This is a genomic window from Salinigranum rubrum (genome assembly GCF_002906575.1).
GTDB lineage: Archaea > Halobacteriota > Halobacteria > Halobacteriales > Haloferacaceae > Salinigranum > Salinigranum rubrum.
Window position 1 is genome coordinate 1,700,940 of record NZ_CP026309.1, and the last position, 18,482, is coordinate 1,719,421.

At 65.6% G+C, this 18,482-nt stretch carries 18 protein-coding genes, 1 tRNA gene and 3 pseudogenes; 13 read left to right on the plus strand and 9 right to left on the minus strand.

Going from position 1 to position 18,482, the window contains the following annotated elements:
* Nucleotides 1-141: 141 nt before the first annotated feature.
* Nucleotides 142-1,035 carry a hypothetical protein gene (locus C2R22_RS08395; protein WP_103425359.1) on the minus strand — a complete coding sequence of 298 codons (894 nt, stop codon included), beginning with the start codon at nucleotides 1,033-1,035 and terminating at the stop codon, nucleotides 142-144.
* A 106-nt stretch (nucleotides 1,036-1,141) separates the two neighbouring features.
* On the opposite strand from C2R22_RS08395, the gene C2R22_RS08400 reads away from it, so the two are divergent.
* The gene (locus C2R22_RS08400) at nucleotides 1,142-1,537 is read left to right on the plus strand and encodes a CopG family ribbon-helix-helix protein (protein ID WP_103425360.1); all 396 of its coding nucleotides are present in this window, start codon (nucleotides 1,142-1,144) and stop codon (nucleotides 1,535-1,537) included.
* 148 nt (nucleotides 1,538-1,685) lie between these two features.
* Here the strand turns inward: C2R22_RS08400 and C2R22_RS08405 are convergent, their stop codons facing one another.
* The 3 genes from C2R22_RS08405 to C2R22_RS08415 are packed head-to-tail and all read right to left on the minus strand — an operon-like array spanning nucleotide 1,686 to nucleotide 3,571.
* Entirely contained in the window at nucleotides 1,686-2,318 is a 633-nt protein-coding gene (locus C2R22_RS08405) for a LysE family translocator (protein WP_103425361.1), read from the minus strand.
* A gap of 49 nt (nucleotides 2,319-2,367) precedes the next feature.
* On the minus strand, nucleotides 2,368-2,658 hold the full coding sequence (locus tag C2R22_RS08410) for a chorismate mutase (protein WP_103425362.1): 291 nt from the start codon (nucleotides 2,656-2,658) through the stop codon (nucleotides 2,368-2,370).
* Nucleotides 2,659-2,695: 37 nt separating this feature from the next.
* Complete coding sequence (locus C2R22_RS08415) at nucleotides 2,696-3,571, minus strand: shikimate kinase (RefSeq protein ID WP_103425363.1); 876 nt, start codon at nucleotides 3,569-3,571, stop codon at nucleotides 2,696-2,698.
* A 107-nt stretch (nucleotides 3,572-3,678) separates the two neighbouring features.
* On the opposite strand from C2R22_RS08415, the gene C2R22_RS08420 reads away from it, so the two are divergent.
* On the plus strand, nucleotides 3,679-4,161 hold the full coding sequence (locus C2R22_RS08420) for a DUF5796 family protein (RefSeq protein WP_103425364.1): 483 nt from the start codon (nucleotides 3,679-3,681) through the stop codon (nucleotides 4,159-4,161).
* On the plus strand, nucleotides 4,158-4,391 hold the full coding sequence (locus C2R22_RS08425; protein ID WP_103425365.1) for a DUF7508 domain-containing protein: 234 nt from the start codon (nucleotides 4,158-4,160) through the stop codon (nucleotides 4,389-4,391). Before C2R22_RS08420 ends, C2R22_RS08425 begins: the two co-directional genes overlap by 4 nt.
* Before the next feature lie 57 nt (nucleotides 4,392-4,448).
* Here the strand turns inward: C2R22_RS08425 and C2R22_RS26890 are convergent, their stop codons facing one another.
* Entirely contained in the window at nucleotides 4,449-4,583 is a 135-nt protein-coding gene (locus C2R22_RS26890; RefSeq protein WP_268951685.1) for a DUF7128 family protein, read from the minus strand.
* Nucleotides 4,584-4,788: 205 nt separating this feature from the next.
* Between C2R22_RS26890 and C2R22_RS08430 the strand changes: the two genes are divergently transcribed.
* From C2R22_RS08430 to fba, 3 genes are all read left to right on the plus strand, one after another.
* On the plus strand, nucleotides 4,789-5,649 hold the full coding sequence (locus tag C2R22_RS08430) for a 3-hydroxyacyl-CoA dehydrogenase family protein (RefSeq protein WP_103425366.1): 861 nt from the start codon (nucleotides 4,789-4,791) through the stop codon (nucleotides 5,647-5,649).
* A gap of 167 nt (nucleotides 5,650-5,816) precedes the next feature.
* Complete coding sequence (locus C2R22_RS08435; RefSeq protein ID WP_216824812.1) at nucleotides 5,817-6,242, plus strand: CBS domain-containing protein; 426 nt, start codon at nucleotides 5,817-5,819, stop codon at nucleotides 6,240-6,242.
* 235 nt (nucleotides 6,243-6,477) lie between these two features.
* The gene (gene fba / locus C2R22_RS08440) at nucleotides 6,478-7,470 is read left to right on the plus strand and encodes a class II fructose-bisphosphate aldolase (RefSeq protein WP_103425368.1); all 993 of its coding nucleotides are present in this window, start codon (nucleotides 6,478-6,480) and stop codon (nucleotides 7,468-7,470) included.
* 76 nt (nucleotides 7,471-7,546) lie between these two features.
* Here fba and C2R22_RS24970 read toward each other — a convergent pair whose 3' ends face one another.
* Complete coding sequence (locus C2R22_RS24970) at nucleotides 7,547-7,702, minus strand: hypothetical protein (protein WP_162562425.1); 156 nt, start codon at nucleotides 7,700-7,702, stop codon at nucleotides 7,547-7,549.
* A 150-nt stretch (nucleotides 7,703-7,852) separates the two neighbouring features.
* Here C2R22_RS24970 and C2R22_RS08445 point away from each other — a divergent pair, with 150 nt between their 5' ends.
* The 4 genes and pseudogenes from C2R22_RS08445 to C2R22_RS27155 form a co-directional block, all read left to right on the plus strand.
* Nucleotides 7,853-8,752: an ABC transporter ATP-binding protein gene (locus C2R22_RS08445; protein WP_103425369.1), complete on the plus strand. Its 900-nt coding sequence runs from the start codon at nucleotides 7,853-7,855 to the stop codon at nucleotides 8,750-8,752.
* Nucleotides 8,749-10,553, plus strand: a pseudogene (locus C2R22_RS08450) (PrsW family intramembrane metalloprotease). The gene C2R22_RS08445 and the pseudogene C2R22_RS08450 overlap by 4 nt, the downstream one beginning before the upstream one ends.
* Nucleotides 10,546-11,603, plus strand: a pseudogene (locus tag C2R22_RS08455) (ABC transporter permease). The pseudogenes C2R22_RS08450 and C2R22_RS08455 overlap by 8 nt, the downstream one beginning before the upstream one ends.
* 50 nt (nucleotides 11,604-11,653) lie before the next feature.
* Nucleotides 11,654-11,974: pseudogene (locus C2R22_RS27155) on the plus strand (DUF5798 family protein); the annotation flags it as partial.
* 129 nt (nucleotides 11,975-12,103) lie between these two features.
* On the opposite strand, the gene C2R22_RS08465 reads toward C2R22_RS27155, so the two are convergent.
* Complete coding sequence (locus C2R22_RS08465) at nucleotides 12,104-12,526, minus strand: CoA-binding protein (protein WP_103425371.1); 423 nt, start codon at nucleotides 12,524-12,526, stop codon at nucleotides 12,104-12,106.
* 71 nt (nucleotides 12,527-12,597) lie between these two features.
* Entirely contained in the window at nucleotides 12,598-13,203 is a 606-nt protein-coding gene (locus C2R22_RS08470) for an RAD55 family ATPase (RefSeq protein WP_103425372.1), read from the minus strand.
* 320 nt (nucleotides 13,204-13,523) lie between these two features.
* On the opposite strand from C2R22_RS08470, the gene C2R22_RS08475 reads away from it, so the two are divergent.
* Nucleotides 13,524-13,598, plus strand: a tRNA-Arg gene (locus C2R22_RS08475).
* A gap of 248 nt (nucleotides 13,599-13,846) precedes the next feature.
* On the opposite strand, the gene C2R22_RS08480 is transcribed toward C2R22_RS08475, so the two are convergent.
* Nucleotides 13,847-14,092, minus strand: a complete 246-nt coding sequence (locus C2R22_RS08480) for a hypothetical protein (protein WP_216824813.1) — start codon at nucleotides 14,090-14,092, stop codon at nucleotides 13,847-13,849.
* 143 nt (nucleotides 14,093-14,235) lie between these two features.
* On the opposite strand from C2R22_RS08480, the gene C2R22_RS08485 reads away from it, so the two are divergent.
* Nucleotides 14,236-17,310, plus strand: a complete 3,075-nt coding sequence (locus C2R22_RS08485) for a PAS domain S-box protein (protein ID WP_162562426.1) — start codon at nucleotides 14,236-14,238, stop codon at nucleotides 17,308-17,310.
* A gap of 196 nt (nucleotides 17,311-17,506) precedes the next feature.
* A complete protein-coding gene (locus tag C2R22_RS08490) occupies nucleotides 17,507-18,049 on the plus strand; it encodes a response regulator (RefSeq protein WP_103425374.1) in 543 nt (180 codons plus the stop codon).
* Nucleotides 18,050-18,482 lie beyond the last annotated feature (433 nt).

Here is an 18,482-nt window from a genome sequence, read left to right on the forward strand (position 1 = left end):
TCTCAGCTGAGAGCCATCTCCGTTCGAGTTCGCCGACCGCTCGTTCGCCATCGAGTGGTCAGTCGGACGTTGTATATCAATGATATTATAAATACGGCCGTGGATCGCCGACTGCCCGACGCTTCCTGGGACGCTTCGAACTCAGAACAGCCCCGTGATGAATCCGACCCCCATGAGGACGAGGACGAACGCCGAGAACACCGGGAGATACGGCGTGTACCGTTCGACCCGCTCCTCGTAGTGCTGGTACCCCGCGATCAACAGCATCGTCAGTCCGACGATACCGACGACGACGGTGATGGCGTACGCGCTCATCAGTTCCAGACAGTGGTTCGACCCGGCACAGAGCGCGATTATCTCGAACTCCTCTTCGTGGGCGAACCCGAGAACGAACGCGAACCACGCGATACCGAGGAGGCCACGGTCGGCGGCTTCGTCGAGGTCACCGTGTGAGTGGGCGTGTCCCCCGACGAAGGGAACGAACCCCTTCAGACGAGAGAACAGCCCACCGCCCGCGTGGTGGTGAGTACGACCGTGGTCGTGTGAGTGGCTGTAGTCGTGTGAGTGTCCGCTGTCGCCGTTACCCACCCCGACGAAGGCGTACTCGAACCCCTCCCCTTCCGGGTGTTCGTGGTGGTCGTGATGGTCGTTCCCGTGGCCGTGGTCGCCGCGGTCGTGAGTTCCGTGAGAGTGTCCGTGGAAGTACTCGCGGATTCCGAGCGCGATGAGCAAGACACCGGCCACGAGACTCACCTGCCCGCCGATCCGGACGCCGCCGAGTATCGTAATCGGTTCGTTGATCTGTGTGAGATCGAAGTACTCTTTCGCGTAAAAGAACGCACCGACCATCGCAATACTGCTGATGAGGTGGCCGACACCGAGGATGAAACTCGCCGCGAAGCCGTACACCCACTTGTTCGCCTGATCGAGCGCGTACGACGCGGCGACGGGCCACCCGTGGCCCGGCTCGATACCGTGGACGGCCCCGAGTGCGACCGCCCCGAGGAGAAGTCCGAGCGCTTCACCGTGTAACATCTACTGGCTGGGTATCCGCCGAGAGCGTCGATAACGGTTGTTACTACCGAAACGGGTGAATCGTCATACAGGGGCACTCTTGTGACGCCGCGACGATCCCTCAGCTATGCGAACGAGTTTCAACATCCCCGACGAGGTGGTCGAAGAGTTCGATCAGGTCTGGAAAGAGCAGGAACTCGAAAACCGGTCCCGGGCGGTCAGAGAGGCGATGTTGGAGTACATCGAGTCACACTCTCGTCTCGAAGAGACGACCGGAGAGATCGTCGCGCTCGTCGCCTTCGATTACCGCCACGACGAGGTGATACGGGAACTCCACGCGGTCCAGCACGAGCATCAGGACGTCATTCTGAACACGAGCCACACCCATCAAGGGGAGTGGTGTCTCGAATCGCTCTTCTGTCGAGGCCCCGCCGAGCGGGTCCGCGAACTGACGTACCGACTCCGTGACTTCGACGCCGTGCGTCGCGTGAAGGTGATGGTCATCCGCGACGGAAACGTGTGACTCCCGTCCCCGAACGAGTGGCGCCCACGACTTCGACGCTGTTCGGCCTTGTTCAGGTCTCGGACTGACTTTCAAAGTTCGTCTGAGTCGCCGCGTTCTTCATCACAGTCGAGAACGGCAGTTGGTACCGCGAACGTTTCTCGTGACCCTACGCCGAAGTTCTTCGTTCGAGCGCCAACTTAAGCCCGAACCCGACGAGGACGCTTCCGCTGACGACACGAAGGGAATCTCTCACGAGTTCACGCTCGGTAATCACTCGTCTCGCCCGCGCGGAGAAAACCGCAAGTGTCGCTTGGTAGACGAACCCAAGACTCGCAAACAGCACGCCGAACGTGAATATTTGAAGGGCAGTAGAACCCCCCGTCTGGACGAACTGCGGAAGGAAGGCGAGGAAAAATACGGCCACCTTCGGATTCAAGACGTTGATCATCAGAGCGTTTCGAAACGACTCGCTCGGTGTGTAGCCGAGGTCGTCTGATGAAATCTCGAACTCCTCGGTGTTCAAGAACGTCTGCACACCGAGATACACGAGATACGCCGCACCGACGAGTTTGATTACGGTGAACGCCAGCGCGGACGTTTTGAGGATTGCCGACAGTCCGAGTACCGCTGCGGACGTGTGTACGATACTTCCCGTCGAAGACCCTAACGCGGCCGTCACACCGGCGGTACGCCCGTCACTGATACTCCGAGTTAGCGTGTAGATGCTATCCGGTCCGGGTGAGATGATGAGCACGAGTGCGACGGGAATGAACGCGAGGACAGCGCTCGGGTCTATCATCCACTACCGATCACGCATGGGTGTATTAAACCAGACGATTTGGGACGTGCTACCGACTCCGCCGCTGTTCGGCCTTGTTCAGTTCGATGAGGAGTCGGAACACCGCTTTGACGAGGTTGGCGTCGACCTCGAACCGCTCGGCGTTCTTGGCGGCGCGCTCCATCACGCGCTCTTCCTGTGACTCGTCCGTCGTCGGGAGGTCGCGCTCGGCCTTCACGTCGGCGATGGTGTCGGCCACGTAGGTCCGGCGCGCGACGAGTTCGACGATTTCGCGGTCGATGTCCTCGATTTCGGTGCGCAGTTCGTCCAGGTCCATGTCCTCGGGGGTGGTCTCTGTCATGGTGTGTCGGGTGTGAGTCGGTGGAGCGTGGGTGAGGTCAGAGGACGCGCGCGCCGTCGGTTCGCGTCGTCGTCAGTCTGGTCGTCCCGTCACGCTGGTCCCACATAGCGGCGACGGTTTCCAACTCGGACTGGGCGCCGACGGCGACGACGCTCGGCCCCGTCCCGGAGAGGGAGACGCCCTCGGCGTGGGGCATCGCCTCGACCGCCGGGTCGGTCGGGAAGCCGAGCGCCGCCGAGAACGCGAGGCCGTTGACGGTCATGCCTTCGGCGTATCTCCCATCAGAGGCGAGGTCGGCGACGAGACGCGCCATGGGTGCGACGCGCCTACATCGAGAGACGTCGGCGTCGGCGGTGAACGCGCGCTCGGGCGGCGTCCAGACGAGGACGTCCCAGTCGCGTTCGTCTCTCGATAACAGTTCGTCGCTCGTGTTGTCGGTGAGCGTGACGCCGCCGAGCATCGACGCGGAGGCGTCGTCGAACGCGCCCGTCGCCGTCACGCCCACGTCACGAGCGGCCTCGACGCCGAGGCGACACGCGTCGAGACGGGTCACGCCTCCGTCGTTCTGCTCGTCGTTCACCTCGACGCCGAGCGCCGACAGCGTCGCCAGCACCGTCGCGTTCGCCGCCGCGCTCGACGATTTCAACCCGGCGGCCATCGGCACCTCGCTCTCGGTTCGGACGTGCCCGCCCCGCTCTCCGTCGCCGTAGCGCTCGACGGTCAGTTCGACGCAGCGTTCGATGAGTCGCGTGTCGGCGTCGGGTGCGTCCGCGATTGCGCCGGTGACGCCCTCGGTGTCGTCGAGTTCGACCGCCGCCGTCGTCTCGGCGTCGAGCGCGAACGCGGACCCGATTTCGATGGCGAGCGCGTTCAACACGGTGCCGGCACCCAGCGCGACTGCGCGACCCTTCATACTCCCCTCGTGTGTGAACGCCTCGTTTAGGTGTGACGGTTCGCGCGACCCGAGAGCGGGAGACGGAACCCAGCCCCTCTTTACCACCCGGAGACTACCACCCTCGTATGAGCGCGCCTCACCGGAACGACGTCGCTCCGAGCACGCTCTCGATATCGTTGCTCGAGGAGGGCGTCGAGGTGGAGTACATCGACGGACGGACGACCTTCTACCGCGGCGTTCCCGAGAAGGTTTCCACCCTCACGACGAAGCCCGGCCGCGACCTCCACGTCCTCGTCACCGACCCGACCGACTCGGAGGGCGTTTTGGTGTACGTCAACGACCTCAAGACCCACGACGACATCCTCGAATCCACGGGCGTCGGCCGCGTTATGCTCGACCAGGAGGAAGAGGAGGAACTCTTCCCGGGGGTAGTCGTCCGTCGCATCGGCGAACTCCGGTTCGCGGTCGACGCCGACCCCGACGTGGCCCGGGGCCGCGTGTTCGCGTTCGTCGAGGACGACTGGGGCGAGGACTCCTACGAGTTCGTCGCAGACGACGGTGAGAGCGGGGGCGAGACGGACGACGCCGGGAGGGAGAGCGTCGAATGAGCCTCCGCAAACCCTGGAAGCCGCTCACGAAAGCGGTCGTGAGGAGCGTTCCGGATCGATACGGCGTGTACGAACTCGGCGACGGCGACGGCAACTCCCTGGGTGTCGACGCCGGCCCGTTACAGGACGACCTCAAGGAGGCGCTGGCGTACGGCGACGGCGCACAGGTTCGCTGGCAGGTCGCCACCTCCCGCGAACACGCGGAGTCGATGCTCGAAGACCACCGCTGAGCCGTCACTGTCGCCGCTCGCCACCGCTCGCCCTTCGACGTCTCGTTCTCGTCCGTGCTACTGCAGATACGACGGCGAGTCCGTGTCGCAGTGTCCCTCGTGGGCCTTCGCGTCGCCCTCCGACTCGAACAGCATCCCGCAGTCCTCGCACTCGTACCACGTCCCGTCCTCGCGGCGGGTCGTCGTGACCATGCCGTGAGGTATGATGTCAGTTGTCAAAATGGTTTCTCCGGGATTCGACGTCGTCGTGTTCAGTCTCGCGAACGGACCGACCACGGATCGACCGGCGACGGCATGCGGTCGCGTCGGCGGGACCGATGGGGGAGCGAACGACGACCGAACGGCACCGACTGCCCCCGACGCCAGCCTTACAACACCCCCGGGTCTGGTGGGAGGTATGCGAACGCTCGAAGACGTCGAGACGGTCGGTATCGTCGGCGCGGGAACGATGGGCAACGGCATCGCACAGGTCGCCGCGACGGCCGGCTACGACGTCGTCATGCGCGACATCGAGACCGAGTTCGTCGAGCGCGGCTTCGACAGCATCGACAGCTCGCTCTCGCGGTTCGTCGAGAAGGAGAAACTCTCGGAAGCGGAGGCCGACGCCGCGCGCGACCGCATCACGGGAACGACGGAGTTCGACGACCTCGCCGAGGCGGACCTCGTCGTCGAGGCGGCCGTCGAGAACATGAGTGTAAAAAAGGACATCTTCGGTGACCTCGACGACCTCCTCGCCGAGGACGTCGTGCTGGCGACGAACACCTCGACGCTCTCGATCACCTCCATCGCGGCCGCCACCGAACGACCCGAGCACGTCGTCGGCCTCCACTTCATGAACCCCGTCCCCGTGATGAAGGGTGTCGAGGTGGTCCGCGGCGAACTCACGAACGAAGCCGTCGTCGACCTCGCACACGGCTTCGCCGAATCCCTCGAAAAGGAGACGTGGGAGTCCGACGACAAGCCGGGCTTCGTCACCAATCGGATTCTGATGCCGTGGCTCAACGAAGGGATTCGGGCGTACGACGAGGGCGTCGCCTCGAAGGAGGACATCGACAAGGGAATGACCCTCGGTACGAACGTCCCGATGGGACCGCTCACCCTGGCAGACCACATCGGCCTCGACGTCTGCCTGCACGCCTCCGAGACGCTCTACGACGAACTCGGCGACCGCTACAAGCCCGCCTATCTCTTGAAGCGGAAGGTCGAAGCGGGCGAGTTGGGTAAAAAGAGCGGCAGCGGCTTCTACGACTACGAATAGGCCGTCTCGCGTTCCAGTTTTCGTTCCGGTCACCTCGTCGAAATAACGGGAGGTGAGACAGACAGCGTGTTGAATACAGGGAGTTCCCCCTTGTTTGGTCGAAGCTCACAGTGTAAACCGCCCCCCGCCTCAGTACCACTTAACCGCCTTCGTAGCCAGTGAGCAGCATGATCGATCAGTCGGTTGCAGATGTGATGAAGCGCTCGGCCCGGACGATCACCGAGGAGACGACAGCGAGTGCGGTTGCCAGGCTCTTCGCGGAGAACGGTATCGGCTCGGCGGTCGTCGTCGACCCGGAGACGGACGATCTGATCGGAATCGTCACCGAATCAGATATCATGCACCAGGTCGCGACCGGTGCTGATGTCACCGCGGTTCCAGTCGGTTCGTTCATGACCACTCCCGTGATTACCATCAACAGCACCGACTCCATCGACACCGCAGCCACGCTGATGAGAGACCGCTCGATTCGACGGCTCCCCGTCGTCGATGACGACCGCCTCGTCGGGATGTTAACGACGACGGACCTCGTCCATTACATACCGCGCCTGCGGGACACCATCCTTCGGTCCCGAAACGAGACCGAGCGGTGAACGGTGGACCGTACTACTCGGCTTCGATCCGACGACTGCTGAGCCTCGGGGGTGTGCGGTGTACGCGCCCTGTGTTCCGTCTGGCGGCCAAAACCCATCTACCGTTCGAGCGTTTCACGGAGAGCGTTCCGAATCCTGTTCCCCTCTTCCGTTCTCGTCCGACGCTGTCTCGCGTACGGTCCTCGCCCGCATGAATTATTACGCTGTCATCTCATGGGGGAAGCGAGGACTACACATGCCATTCTACAGTGGGGCCGAACTCGACGCAGTGTACGACGACGCGCTCGACGAGGGATTCGGGCTCGTCGCGAGCAACATCGCCGAACCGAACGTGATGATGGGGCTCATGGAGGGGGCCTCACAGGCGAACTCCGACCTGCTCCTCCAGTTGAGCGGGGGTGCCTGCAAGTTCGCCGGCGACGGCGACCCCGTCGCGGGGCTGAAGGCGATGGGGAACTACATCGAGGTCATCGCCGAGCGGTACGACATCGGCGTCTTCCTCAACATGGACCACCAGACGGACATGGAGTTCATCGAGAAACAGATCGAACTCGACATCCCCTCCTCGATCATGATCGACGCCTCCCACGAGCCGTTCGAGGGGAACATCGAGGAGTCCAGACAGGTCGTCGAGATGATCGAGGACGCCGGCCGTGACATCCTCGTCGAAGCCGAACTGGGACGGATCAAGGGCGTCGAGGACGAAATCGTCTCCGACGAGGCGTTCTACACCGACCCCGAGGAGGCAGTGGAGTTCGTCGACCGGACGGGCTGTGACCTGCTCGCCATCTCCGTGGGGACCCAACACGGCGTCGCGAAGGGGAAGAACCTCGAACTGCGACCCGACATCGCCCAGGACATCCGCCAGGAACTCCGCGACCACGGCCTCGACACGCCGCTGGTCCTGCACGGCTCGTCGGGTATTCTCCCCGAACAGCTCCAGCAGATGCTCGAGTACGGCATCTGCAAGGTGAACAAGGACACCCGCTACCAGTACGAGTACACCCGGACGCTGTTCGACCTCTACCGCGCACACACCGACGAACTCGTGCCACCCGAGGGCATCGAAGACGACCGCGACGGCTTCTACAACGCGGTCGACTGGTCGCCGAACAAGGACGTGTTCGACCCGCGCGTCGGCGGCCGCGACGTCCGCGAGCGCATCGCCGAGGTCCACCAGGACCTCGCCGAAATCGCGGGCAGCGCCGGGAAGAGCAAGTACGCGTAAGCCGTCGGTCGCTCAGTATCGACGTCGGCGTCTCCGGTGGCGTCCCCGACGACGCCGGTCGTTTTCCGTCCCCTCCTCACCACGTACACGTCCCACAGCGGTCGAACCCCGACAGCGCGTCGCGGTCGACGGTCCGCTCCTCGTCGACAACGGCGACGTCGGCGTACGAGCAACCGAGGATATCCGTGCGGTGCCAGGTGTCGTCGGCGCGGATGAGCGTGATCTCGCTCATACGTGTCAGTACACTGGCTATCGTCTTGTGTGTACCGCCGTCTCGTGTGTACCACCGGTGTGAGGGGTGAAGACCAGTCACGCCCTCGGACGTTCTCACGACTGAGAGTCGGCGGGTGAGCTTAAACAGTGAGGAGGCGGTGCCACGCGTATGATACGCGTCAACGGCCTCCGCAAGACCTACGGCGAGTTTCCCGCGGTGGTCGGCAGCGACTTCGCGGTCGACCGGGGGGAGATTTTCGGCATCGTCGGTCCCAACGGCGCGGGGAAGACGACGACGTTGAAGATGCTCGCCGGACTCGTCGAACCGTCGGCCGGGACGGCGACGGTCGGGACGTACGACGCCGGCGACCCCGAGATGCGCCGCTCCCTGGGGTTCCTCCCCGAGGAATCACCGCTGTACGAGGACATGACGCCGCGGTCGTATCTGCGGTTCTTCGCCGACCTCTACGACGTGCCCCGTGACGTCGCTCGCGAGCGCACCGAGGAGACGCTCGACCGCCTCGAACTCGAACACCGCGAGCGACGGCTGGGAGACATGTCGAAGGGGATGAAGCGGAAGGTCGCCATCGCGCGCTCGCTCGTGAACGACCCGGACCTGCTCATCTACGACGAACCCGCGTCCGGACTCGACCCGCTCACGACCAACTACGTCCTGGAGTTCACGCGCGAACTCGCCGAGCGGGGGAAGACGGTGGTCTTCTCGGCGCACAACCTCTACCACGTCGAGAGCGTCTGCGACCGCGTCGTCATCATGAACCGCGGACAGATCGTCGCCCGCGGCACCGTCCCCGAGATCAGAGACGAACACGGGTCGACGACGTACCGCGTGTTCACGACCGTCTCTCTCCCCGACAGCGACCCTGCCGGCGAGGAGTACGTGACCGTCGTCGACGACATGGACGCGGTCGAGGCGGTCCGCGAGGCGACCGGAGACGCGGGCGGGCGCGTGGTCGACATCCGGACCGAAGAGCCCAGTCTGGAGGACCTCTTCCTCGACATCGCGGGCCGCGAACTGGAGTCGGACCCGCGGGCGGAGGCGACTCAGTGACGCCGCGGCTGAAACCGCGTGCCGTCGCGCGAATCGCGCGCTGGGAGGTGAGCCGGTCGGCCGCCGTCGTCGACCGACGGACCGTCCTCATGGGCCTCGTCGCGCTGGTCGTCGTCGGGAGCGTTCTCGGGGCCGGCGTCCTCACCAACGGGGTCGCCCTCGACCGCGACCTCTACCGCGTCGGCGTCGCCGAATCGAGTCCCTACTACGACCCTGTCGCATCGAGCACGTCGCTCGTGGCGCGTCCGCCCAGCGAATCCGCGTTCGTCGCGGGCGACCTCGACCTGCTCGTCACGAATCGGGGCGTCGTCGCCCCCGAGACGCCCAAGGGGAGGCCGCGCTCGCGGCGTTCCGCGCGAGCGTCGAGCGACACAACGCCGGGCTGATGCGCGCCGAACCGAACCAGTCGGCGGCGTTCCCCGTCGTGGTCTCGCTCACCTACGCGACGCGCGAGGATGTCGTGGTCGCGGAGACGACGGGCGGTGGCGACGGGACGGAACGCGGCGGCGACGAGGCCGACGCTGCGGGCGGGCAGAGCGTGGCCGGTTCCGGCGGCACGGGCGACGCCGACGTGCGGACGGCGAATCGGGACGGACCGCTGGCGATTCCGGGTATCGGCACCAGCGTCTTCGCACAGGACTCGACCGGGTCGCCCGCGGACATCGACCCGCCGTTCCCGTTCGGGTCGCTCGTCCTCGCGTTCGCCTTCCTCGTGCCGATGAACTTCGTTATTCAGGCGTACGGTTCGACCGTGCTCAACGAGCGGGTCAACCGACGGGGCGAACTCCTCCTCGTCGCGCCCGTCACTCCCGGAGACATCGTCGCCGGGAAGACGCTGCCGTACCTGACCGCGATGGTCGCGGTGACGACGCTCATCGCACTCCTGGTCGGCGGTGGCGTCGTCTCCGTCGCCGCCGTCGTCCCGCTCGCCCTCCTCTTCCTGGCGGCGACGTTCGTCGGCGCGATGTTCGCGCGGTCGTTCAAGGAACTCACGTTCGTCACCGTGACGGTGAGCGTCTTTCTCACCTCCTACGCGTTCGTCCCGGCCATCTTCACGAACGTGACGCCCATCGCGCTCATCTCGCCGCTCTCGCTCGTCGTCAGGGACCTCCAGGGAACGGGCGTCGACCTGGCCTCGTACCTGTTCTCGACGGGTCCCATCTACCTCTCCTCGATGGTCCTGTTCCTCCTCGGCATCGGCGTCTACCGCGAGGAGGACATGTTCACCCAGCGACCGGTTCCCCTCAAGTTCCTCGACGCGCTCGACGCACGGCTGTCGGGAACGGGGTCCGTCGCGCTCGTCTCCGCGCTCTCCATCCCGTTCGTCTTCGTCGCCGAACTGCTCGGCGTCGCCGTCCTCTTCGCGCTGCCCGTCTCGGTCTCGATTCCGGTCATCCTCGTCGTCGTCGCGCTCGTCGAGGAAATCGCGAAGAGCCTCCACGTACTGGCCGGCTTCGAGAAGGGCCGGTTTTCCCCCTCTCTCCGGAGCGCACTCACCGTCGGCGCGGCCTCCGGCGTGGGCTTCTTCGCCGGCGAGAAGGTGACGGCCGTCGTCCAACTGGTCGGCCTGCCCGAACTCGCGGTCGGCCGGGCGGCGTTCGCGCCGGCCGGGACCGTCGGCGTGGAGGCGCTCCCGCTCGCGCTCGCCCTCCTGGCGGCCCCGCTCGTGCTCCACGTCGTGACGGCGTCGCTGTCGGCGCTCGGCGCGCGACGGGGGTTCCAGTGGTATCTCCTGGGCCTCGGGACGGCCGTCTGCGTCCACACGGTGTACAACCTCACGGTGGTGACGCTCCTTGGCTGACGGCTCGCTCACCGTCGCCCGCCGGGAGTTGCAGGTGCTGAAGGCCGAGAAGACCATCGTCCTCGCGCTGCTCATCCAGGTGTTCATCGCCGCCTTCTCGTCGTTTCTCGTCGTCGGCCTCGTCTCGCTGTACGACCCCGGGAGCGTCCAGGGCTACCAGGTCGACGTCGCGCTCAGCGGCCCCGAGGCGGAGGCGAGCGAACTGCTCGCCGTCGCGAACAGCCAGCCCGGCGTGCGACCGATTCCGTACGCCACCGAGGAGGCCGCCCTCGCCGCGTTCGAAGAGGGCGACGTCGAAGCCGTCCTCGTGGCACAGCGACGCGACGGTCGGACGTTCGTCCGCGCGACGGTCCCCGACTCGAACATCGAGACGACCGTGACGGTGGTCCAGGTGCGGGAGGTGCTCCGCTCGTTCGAGCGTGCCGAGCGATCCGAGCGGGCGAGTTCGCTCCGGCGGGTCCCGCTCGACCTCCCGCCGGAGGGGACGTCGAGTCCATACTTCGGCTTCACCTACACGGTCCTCGTTCCCCTGTTGTTGTTCCTCCCGGTGTTCATCAGCGGGTCGCTCGCCGTCGACTCGCTCACCGAGGAACGCGACCGGGGGACGCTCGAACTGCTCAGAGTGGCTCCCGTCTCCTTCGGCGACATCGTCGACGGGAAACTGCTGGCCGCGGCGGGACTGGCACCGACGCAGGCCGCGCTCTGGATCGCCCTCCTTCGACTGAACGGCACGAGCGTCTCGCACCCGTTGCTCCTGGTCGCGTTCGTCGCCTCGCTCGCCGTCCTCGTGGTGTCTCTCGCGCTCGCGCTCGCCATCGTCGCCTCCGACCGGCGAACCGCGCAACTGCTGTACTCCGTCGCCGTCCTCCTCGTGTTCGGCGGAGCACGGTCCTCCCGGTGAACCCCGCGAACGTCGCCGCGCGACTCGCCATCGACAGCGCCGACCCGACGAGCGCTGCCGCCGTCGGGACGGTCGCCGTCGTCGGCGCCGGGGCGTACCTCGGACTCCGGTGGCTGACGCGACGGGTCGACCCCGCGACCCTCTCGTGAGCCCGGGAGTAAGCGGAACGCACACAAGGGCGGGGGTCACACGCTCTGGTATGGGAATCGGCGGAACCGCGAAGAAGCTCCAGAAAGTCGCGGAGATGGGCGAAGAGCTGTACAAACGGATCAACGACCTCCGGGCGCAGGTCGCGGAGATGCGCGAGACCGTCACCGCGACGCACAATCGGGTCGACCGGCTCGAAAAGGAAGCGGCCGAGCAGCGCGCCATCCTCCAGGCGCTCGCCGAACGCGAGGGCATCGACGTCGACGCGCTGATCGCCGAGGCGCACATCTCGGAGGCCGAGAGCGGAGTGACGGCAGACGCCGGCGGCGAGGCCGCCCCCGATGTCGACGCCGACACGGAAACACAGGCCGCGGACGACGCGAGTGTCGGAGCGACGGACGCCGACGTCGCGACGGACGAGCCCTCGGAGTCGGACTCGGAGTCGACCGCCGACGCGGAGTCGACGCGCGACTCGAAGTAGCGGTAACGGGTGGAGGCCGACTCAGCCGAGGAGGCGGCCGTGTTCGACCTTCATGCACTTGTCCTGGACGACGTCGAGCCCCGCCTCTTCGGCGCGCGCGGCCGCGTCGTCGTCGCGGATGCCGAGTTGGAGCCAGATGGCCTCGACGTCGCCGCGTTCGTCGTGGCGTTCGATGACCTGGTCGACGATGCCGCTCACCTCCGCACTCGGGCGGAACACGTCGACGAGTTCGACGTCGTCGGGGACCTCCGCGAGGCTGTCGTAGGCCGGTTCGCCGAGAATCTCGTCGGTCGTCGGGTTCACCGGGACGACGCGGTAGCCGTGTCGCTGGAGGTACTTCGGAATCTCGTGTGCGGCCTTCCCGGGCGTGCTCGAACAGCCGATGACGGCGACCGGCGTCAGGTCGAGGAGTCGGCGCAGGCCATCGTCGCTGGTGACAGGCATAGGGGGATAGAGAGGAGCCGAGGATAAAAACGAACGGCCGTCCGGTGCCGGGCGGGTCCGAGCGTCCCGGGCTACGGCAGGCGAACCGTCGGTTCGCCGTCCTCGTGGGTCGTGATGATGCCGTCGAACAGCTGTTTGAGCGTGTTCATCGTCTGGTCGTCGTGGGCCGTCGAGTCGATGGAGAACAGCCCGAGACCGTCGATGCTCTGGACCCTCCCCGTGAAGACGTGGAGGAACCGGAAGACTGTCTGGAGGTCCGAGTACATCAACAGCGTCGACAGCGAGTGGAGCATGACGCGGTTCCGTTCGAGCCCTCGGACCTGGTAGTACTCCTCCAGCACCTCGGAGAACTTGATCCCGATACCGGTCATGTCGACGGGCGAGGAGGCGTACTTGACGTGGTCGCTCTCGGTGACGTCGCTGATACCCTGCTGGCGGGTGACACAGTCGATGACGGTGAGGGGCTCGTCGTCGATATCGAACCGGGACTCGAACTCGTTCAGCACGCGCTGGGCGCTGTCCTTGGTGCTGACGACGACGGCCCCCTCGCCCGCGTCGATTCCACCGGCGATGACGTCGAACCCGAGCGCTCGCTTGCCGGTCAGTGGCGGTCCCGCCAACAGGATGTTCGTCCCCGGTTGCACTGTGGCGTCGAGTGCAGGCGAGAGGTCATACATGAGAGAGCTCCCGGGTAGTCAGTCCCGTAGGTAGAGAGACGCTTGTGCGACGGGCCGACTCTCCGGGAGTCATTAGGTGATAGCAAGATACAGTGTGCCGGTAATATTCTTTTTGATTCCATTACCAGTCATGGACACGTCGTGCCGGGGTTTCTCTCGATACTGACCGGTCGGCTGAGGCGTCGCTATCCGGTGATTCTGCGCTCCGAGCGATGGAACCGAGCGACCGTCTCCCCGGCGTCGACGACGGTCGGCCACACCTCGTGAGGACGTGCGAAACCACGAGGTTTAACACGGCGTGTCTCGGTACGTTCGAGTACGGGCGCTTAGCTCAGTTTGGACAGAGTGCTTGGCTTCGGACCAAGTTGTCGCGGGTTCAAATCCTGCAGCGCCCACTCGTCCTGCGAACGCTAGTGAGCAGTGACGAGTGTACCGCAAGGGATTTGAACTAGACGGCGGCGAGCGAACGCGAGCCGACGGCGTCGTTCACAATCCTGCAGCGCCCATCTACTTACAACGCAGTTCGGTTACAATCTCTATTAGCGAGTAGAGCGTCTTACTCGGCCGTTTTCGGAGTTTTCGACGTTCTTCGGAATCTCCTCTCAAACAGTACAACGTCGTCGCAACTCGCGGCCCCTCGTCGTCATGCGATTCTAACGTCCTTCCCGCTCGCGCGTCCGAGCGGGCCGGTCTCTCCGACCTCGTCGAGAGCCGAAAGGTCATCCCCGGAGACGTCGTCGCTGGGTTCGAGGGAGACGACGAACACCCGAGCGTTCTCCTCGTGACAGAACCCGTGCACGCACTCGACACGGTTCGACGGGAGCGACTCCGCGAGACGAACGAACGGAAGAGAGGGCGACCGGATAACGAACTCCGTGGTGAGGGTCACAGGACGAAGGGAGACGCTACCCGAAGGTAACTCTCTGAACTCGCCGATGGCACTCGGCGCCCGTCACACCGAACATAATTATCTATCATTGTCGTTATGTCGGTAGCGTCCGTACGCCCTCCGACGGCGGAGTGAGCTACCGAATGTCATCCTACGTTTCCACCCGTCCCGGCGAGTATTTGGGGTTCAGCCGATTGACGCCGTTCCGAGTGACGGTGATCTACGTGGCGTTCGGGGGGCTGTTGCTGTTCGTCTCGGACGTCCTGTTCGTGATCCTGATCGCCGACTCCGCCGTGTTGGCGCGCGTCCAGGGCGTCAAGGGCGCCGTCGAGGTGCTTCTCACAGGCGGGATCATCTACGTCCTCAGTGCGAGGATGCAACGGCAGTACCAGCAGTCCGAGCGGCGCTATCACAACCTCACCACCAGTTCGCCGGCGCCGATCATCCTGTTCGACGGAAAGGGTGAGATGGTGTGGGGGAACGACGCGGCCCGCGAACTGCTCGGAGCCGAAGAGACCGAGACGCTGGTCGGACGGCCGCTCTCGGCGTTCGTCCATCCGGACGACCACGACCTGTGCGAGCGCGTCCGGTTCCGCGTGACCGAGCGGAGCGAGGCCGTCGGCCCGGTGCAGATACGGCTTCGAGGCGAAGGTCGGGAAACGCGGCACACCCGAGTCTCGGCGGCTCCCGGGTGGTTTCAGGGCGAGTGGGTCGGTCAGGCCGTCGTCGTCGACGTCACCGAACTCCGGAACGTGGAGGAGACGCTCCGATCGGAACGGGACTTCATTCGGAACGCGCTCGACGAACTCAGTGACGTCTTCTACGTCTTCGACCACGCGGGTAAGCTGAGGCGCTGGAACGCGCGGCTGACCGAGGTGACGGGGTACACCGACGAGGAGCTCACGAGGATGGACGCGGCGACGCTCTTCGTGCCGCGGGAGGACCCACCCGGCGACGGATCGGTGGTGGCCGCCCTCGAACGCGGAGAGGGGTTCGTCGAAGCCGACCTGGCGACGAGGGATGGGAAGCGGCGCCACTACGAGTTCAAGGGGTCACGACTGACGGACGACGACGGGGCCGAGCAGGTCGTCGGAATCGGGAGGGACATCACCGACCGAACGCAGATGGAACGGGAACTCCGCGAGAACGAACAGCGATACCGGACGCTCGTCGAGATGTCGCCGTACTCGATACTCGTCCACAGCGACGGACGGGTCGTCTACGCGAACGACGCGTTCGTCGACCTCGTCGACGGGGACACGAAGGAAGAACTCACCGGGACGTCCCTCGCCGAGTTCTTCCATCCGGCCGACCGCGAGGACGTCGGCCAGACCGCGGTCCTGACCCAGCGCGGAGAGCGGTTGCCGACCGACCGACGCCACCGGGTCGTCACTCTCGACGGGCGGGAGCGGCACGTCGAGGTCACCGCTCGACCGATCGCCTACGAGGACGAACCGGCGGTCCTGACCGTCGTCAACGACGTCACCCACCAGCGTCGGTACGAGGAGATGCTGACCGGGTTACACGAGCGGACCCGCGAGATGATCCACGCCACGGACGGCGAACGGATCGCCGAAATCGGTATCGACACCACGGACGAACTCCTCGACACCGACAGCGTCGTCTACGCGTTCGACGACAGCGACCGACTCGTCCCGCTCGGGTGGTCCGACGACTTCGACGGGGAGGGGATTCGGGCGGTGACGCGGGGCGACGGGCCGCTGTGGGAGGCGTTCGTCGACGGCGAGGAGCGGATCGTCGACCTGGAGGAGACCGGACTGCGGCCGGGACCGGGAGCGGATTCCCCGACGTCGGCGATGGTTCTCCCGCTGAGTAATCACGGTCTCCTCGTGATCGTCGCCGAAGGGGCGGCCTCGTTCACCACCACCCGGCGCGAGGTGCTTCACCTCGTCAGGGAGAACATGAACGCCGCGTTCGACCGCGCCGAGCGGGAACGCAGTCTCCGCGAACGGGACCGCCGACTCGAACGGCAGAACCAGGCCCTCGAACAACTGAACCGATTGAACGCCGTCATCAGGGATATCAACCAGACCCTCGTCCGGTCCGCGACGCGGTCGGAGATCATGGAGAGCGTCTGCGAACGGATATCGGCCGGCGACCAGTACTCGTTCGCCTGGACCGGGGCACGAACTCCGGTCGACGACTGCGTCGAGCCCGAATACTGGAGCGGGACGGACCCCGAGTACGTCGACCACATCAGGGCCACGGACGCGCAGACGCCGCTGTCCCGCCTGATCGCCGCTGCGCTCCGCGACGGCGCGGTCCAGGTGGCCCCGAACGTCCTCGACGACCCTGACTGGGACGATCACCGGAGCGAGATACTGAACTACGGCTACCGCTCGGTCGCCGTCGTCCCCATCGTGAGAGGTGACTCCGTCGACGACGTGCTCGTGATCTACGCCGAAGACGCCGACATCTTCGACGAGCGGGAGCAGACCGTTCTGGCGGAACTGGGAGAGACGATGGGCTACGCGCTCCGCAACGTCGACCGGGCCGAGGCCATCCAGTCGGACGAGCGCATGGAGATCGAACTCGCGGTCCACGACAGACGGCTGTTGACCAACCGGATCACGGCCGAGTCGGACGCCCACGTCGAGTTCGTCGGAGCGGTCACGACCGAGACCGACAGCCTGCGGCTGTTCCTCAGATTCGACGGCGTGACCGAGACCGAGGTGGAGCGCCTGTTGGAGCCACTGGAGCAGGTGACCGCGGTACAGCCCCTGTCGGTCGAGGGCGAACAGGGGCTCTACCAGCTCACCGTTTCGACGCCCCCCCTGGTCCGTATCCTGCAGCGAAACGGCGTCCGGATCCGGAGCCTCGCGGCCGGCGGCGGGACGACGACGCTCGTGGGCGTCCTCCGGGGGAGCGGAAGCGTCCGGTCGGTCGTCGACGAGATACAGAGCGCGTATTCGGAGACGGAACTGCTCGCTCGCCGCCGGAACACCGACCCGATCGAGACGCGCGAGACGTTCCGGGACCGGATACTCGACGACCTCACCGAGCGGCAGCAGGAGGCGCTTCGGACCGCGTTCTACAGCGGGTTCTACGAGTGGCCCCGCGAGACGAACAGCGCCGCGCTCGCGGAGATGATGGGCGTCGCCTCGTCGACGTACCAGTACCACCTCCGGGCGGCGGAACAGACCGTCGTGCGCTCGGTGTTGGAATCCAGTGAATTACCCGACCCTCTAGCCGGCTAGAGTGCCCCGACACCCCGGTACGTCGTGAGTGTGGCGTACCGATATGCCTCCGGTGACCGTCCGAGAGACCGATGAAGCCGAAGACTCCGACATCGATCCGACGGACTGGCGCTCGTCCCTGTGACGTCCGGCACGTTCGGCCCGACCGGAGCCACCGGCTCGAAGTGGTCGACCCGAGACGAGGAGGACGGCGAGTATGACCGAACGGGACCGCGACTCCGTCGTCCTCGTCGTGGACGACGAGCCCGGACTCGCCGACCTCTACACCGTCTGGCTGAAGACGGAAACGGAGTACACGGTCCGGACGGCCTACGGCGGCGAAGAGGCACTCGAACGCGTCGACGAAACCGTCGACGTCGTCGTGACCGACCGGCACATGCCTCCTCTCTCGGGCGACGACCTGGTGCAGCGGCTCGCGGAGCGGGGACTCACCTGTCGGACGGCGATGGTGACCGCCGTCTCCCCGGACTTCGACATCGTCGGGATGGACGTCGACGACTACCTCACGAAGCCCATCTCGCAGTGCGAACTGCTCGACGTCGTCGGCGAACTCCTGCGCCGCGCGCGCCATGACCCGGTGACGGCCGAACTGCACTCGCTGCGCGCCAAGCAGTCGGCGCTGCAGACGGCGAAATCGGCGGGGGAACTGAGAGAGAACGACGCGTACTGCGAACTCGTCGAACGGATCGAGACGCTCGACCAGTCGAGGCCGATATCGGACGCTCGCAGGCGGGCCTGAAGCGTCGCTCCGGGAGCGTCACGGTCGCCGAAACCTCGCGATAGCGGGGAGTAGTCCGGTCGCCGCGACCGTCGAAGGTGACGGGTTCCGACCGGAGTGTGAGTCGAGCGGGGTCGGGGATGCCTCGAACAGGAGTCCACCGTTCGGAGGGCCAGCGGGGGGCCGGTGGAGTCAGTGGTGGACGGCTCCTGTACCAGATCATGGTCGTGTTCGACTATCAATATATTTGAACGTCTGACAACTTCTCCCGCGTTTATCCCACGAGGTTCGGAGAACCGACCGTGGGGTTTCTCGGTCGTGATTCGTCCGACCCCTGGCGGTCGTACTCGTCGCAGCGGCCGCTCGGGACAGACAGAGATCGCCCGGCGAACCGACCCACCTCGTGCACGGTTCGGGGTAGCACCGGATCAGGTCACGTAGAGCCCGACGCAGG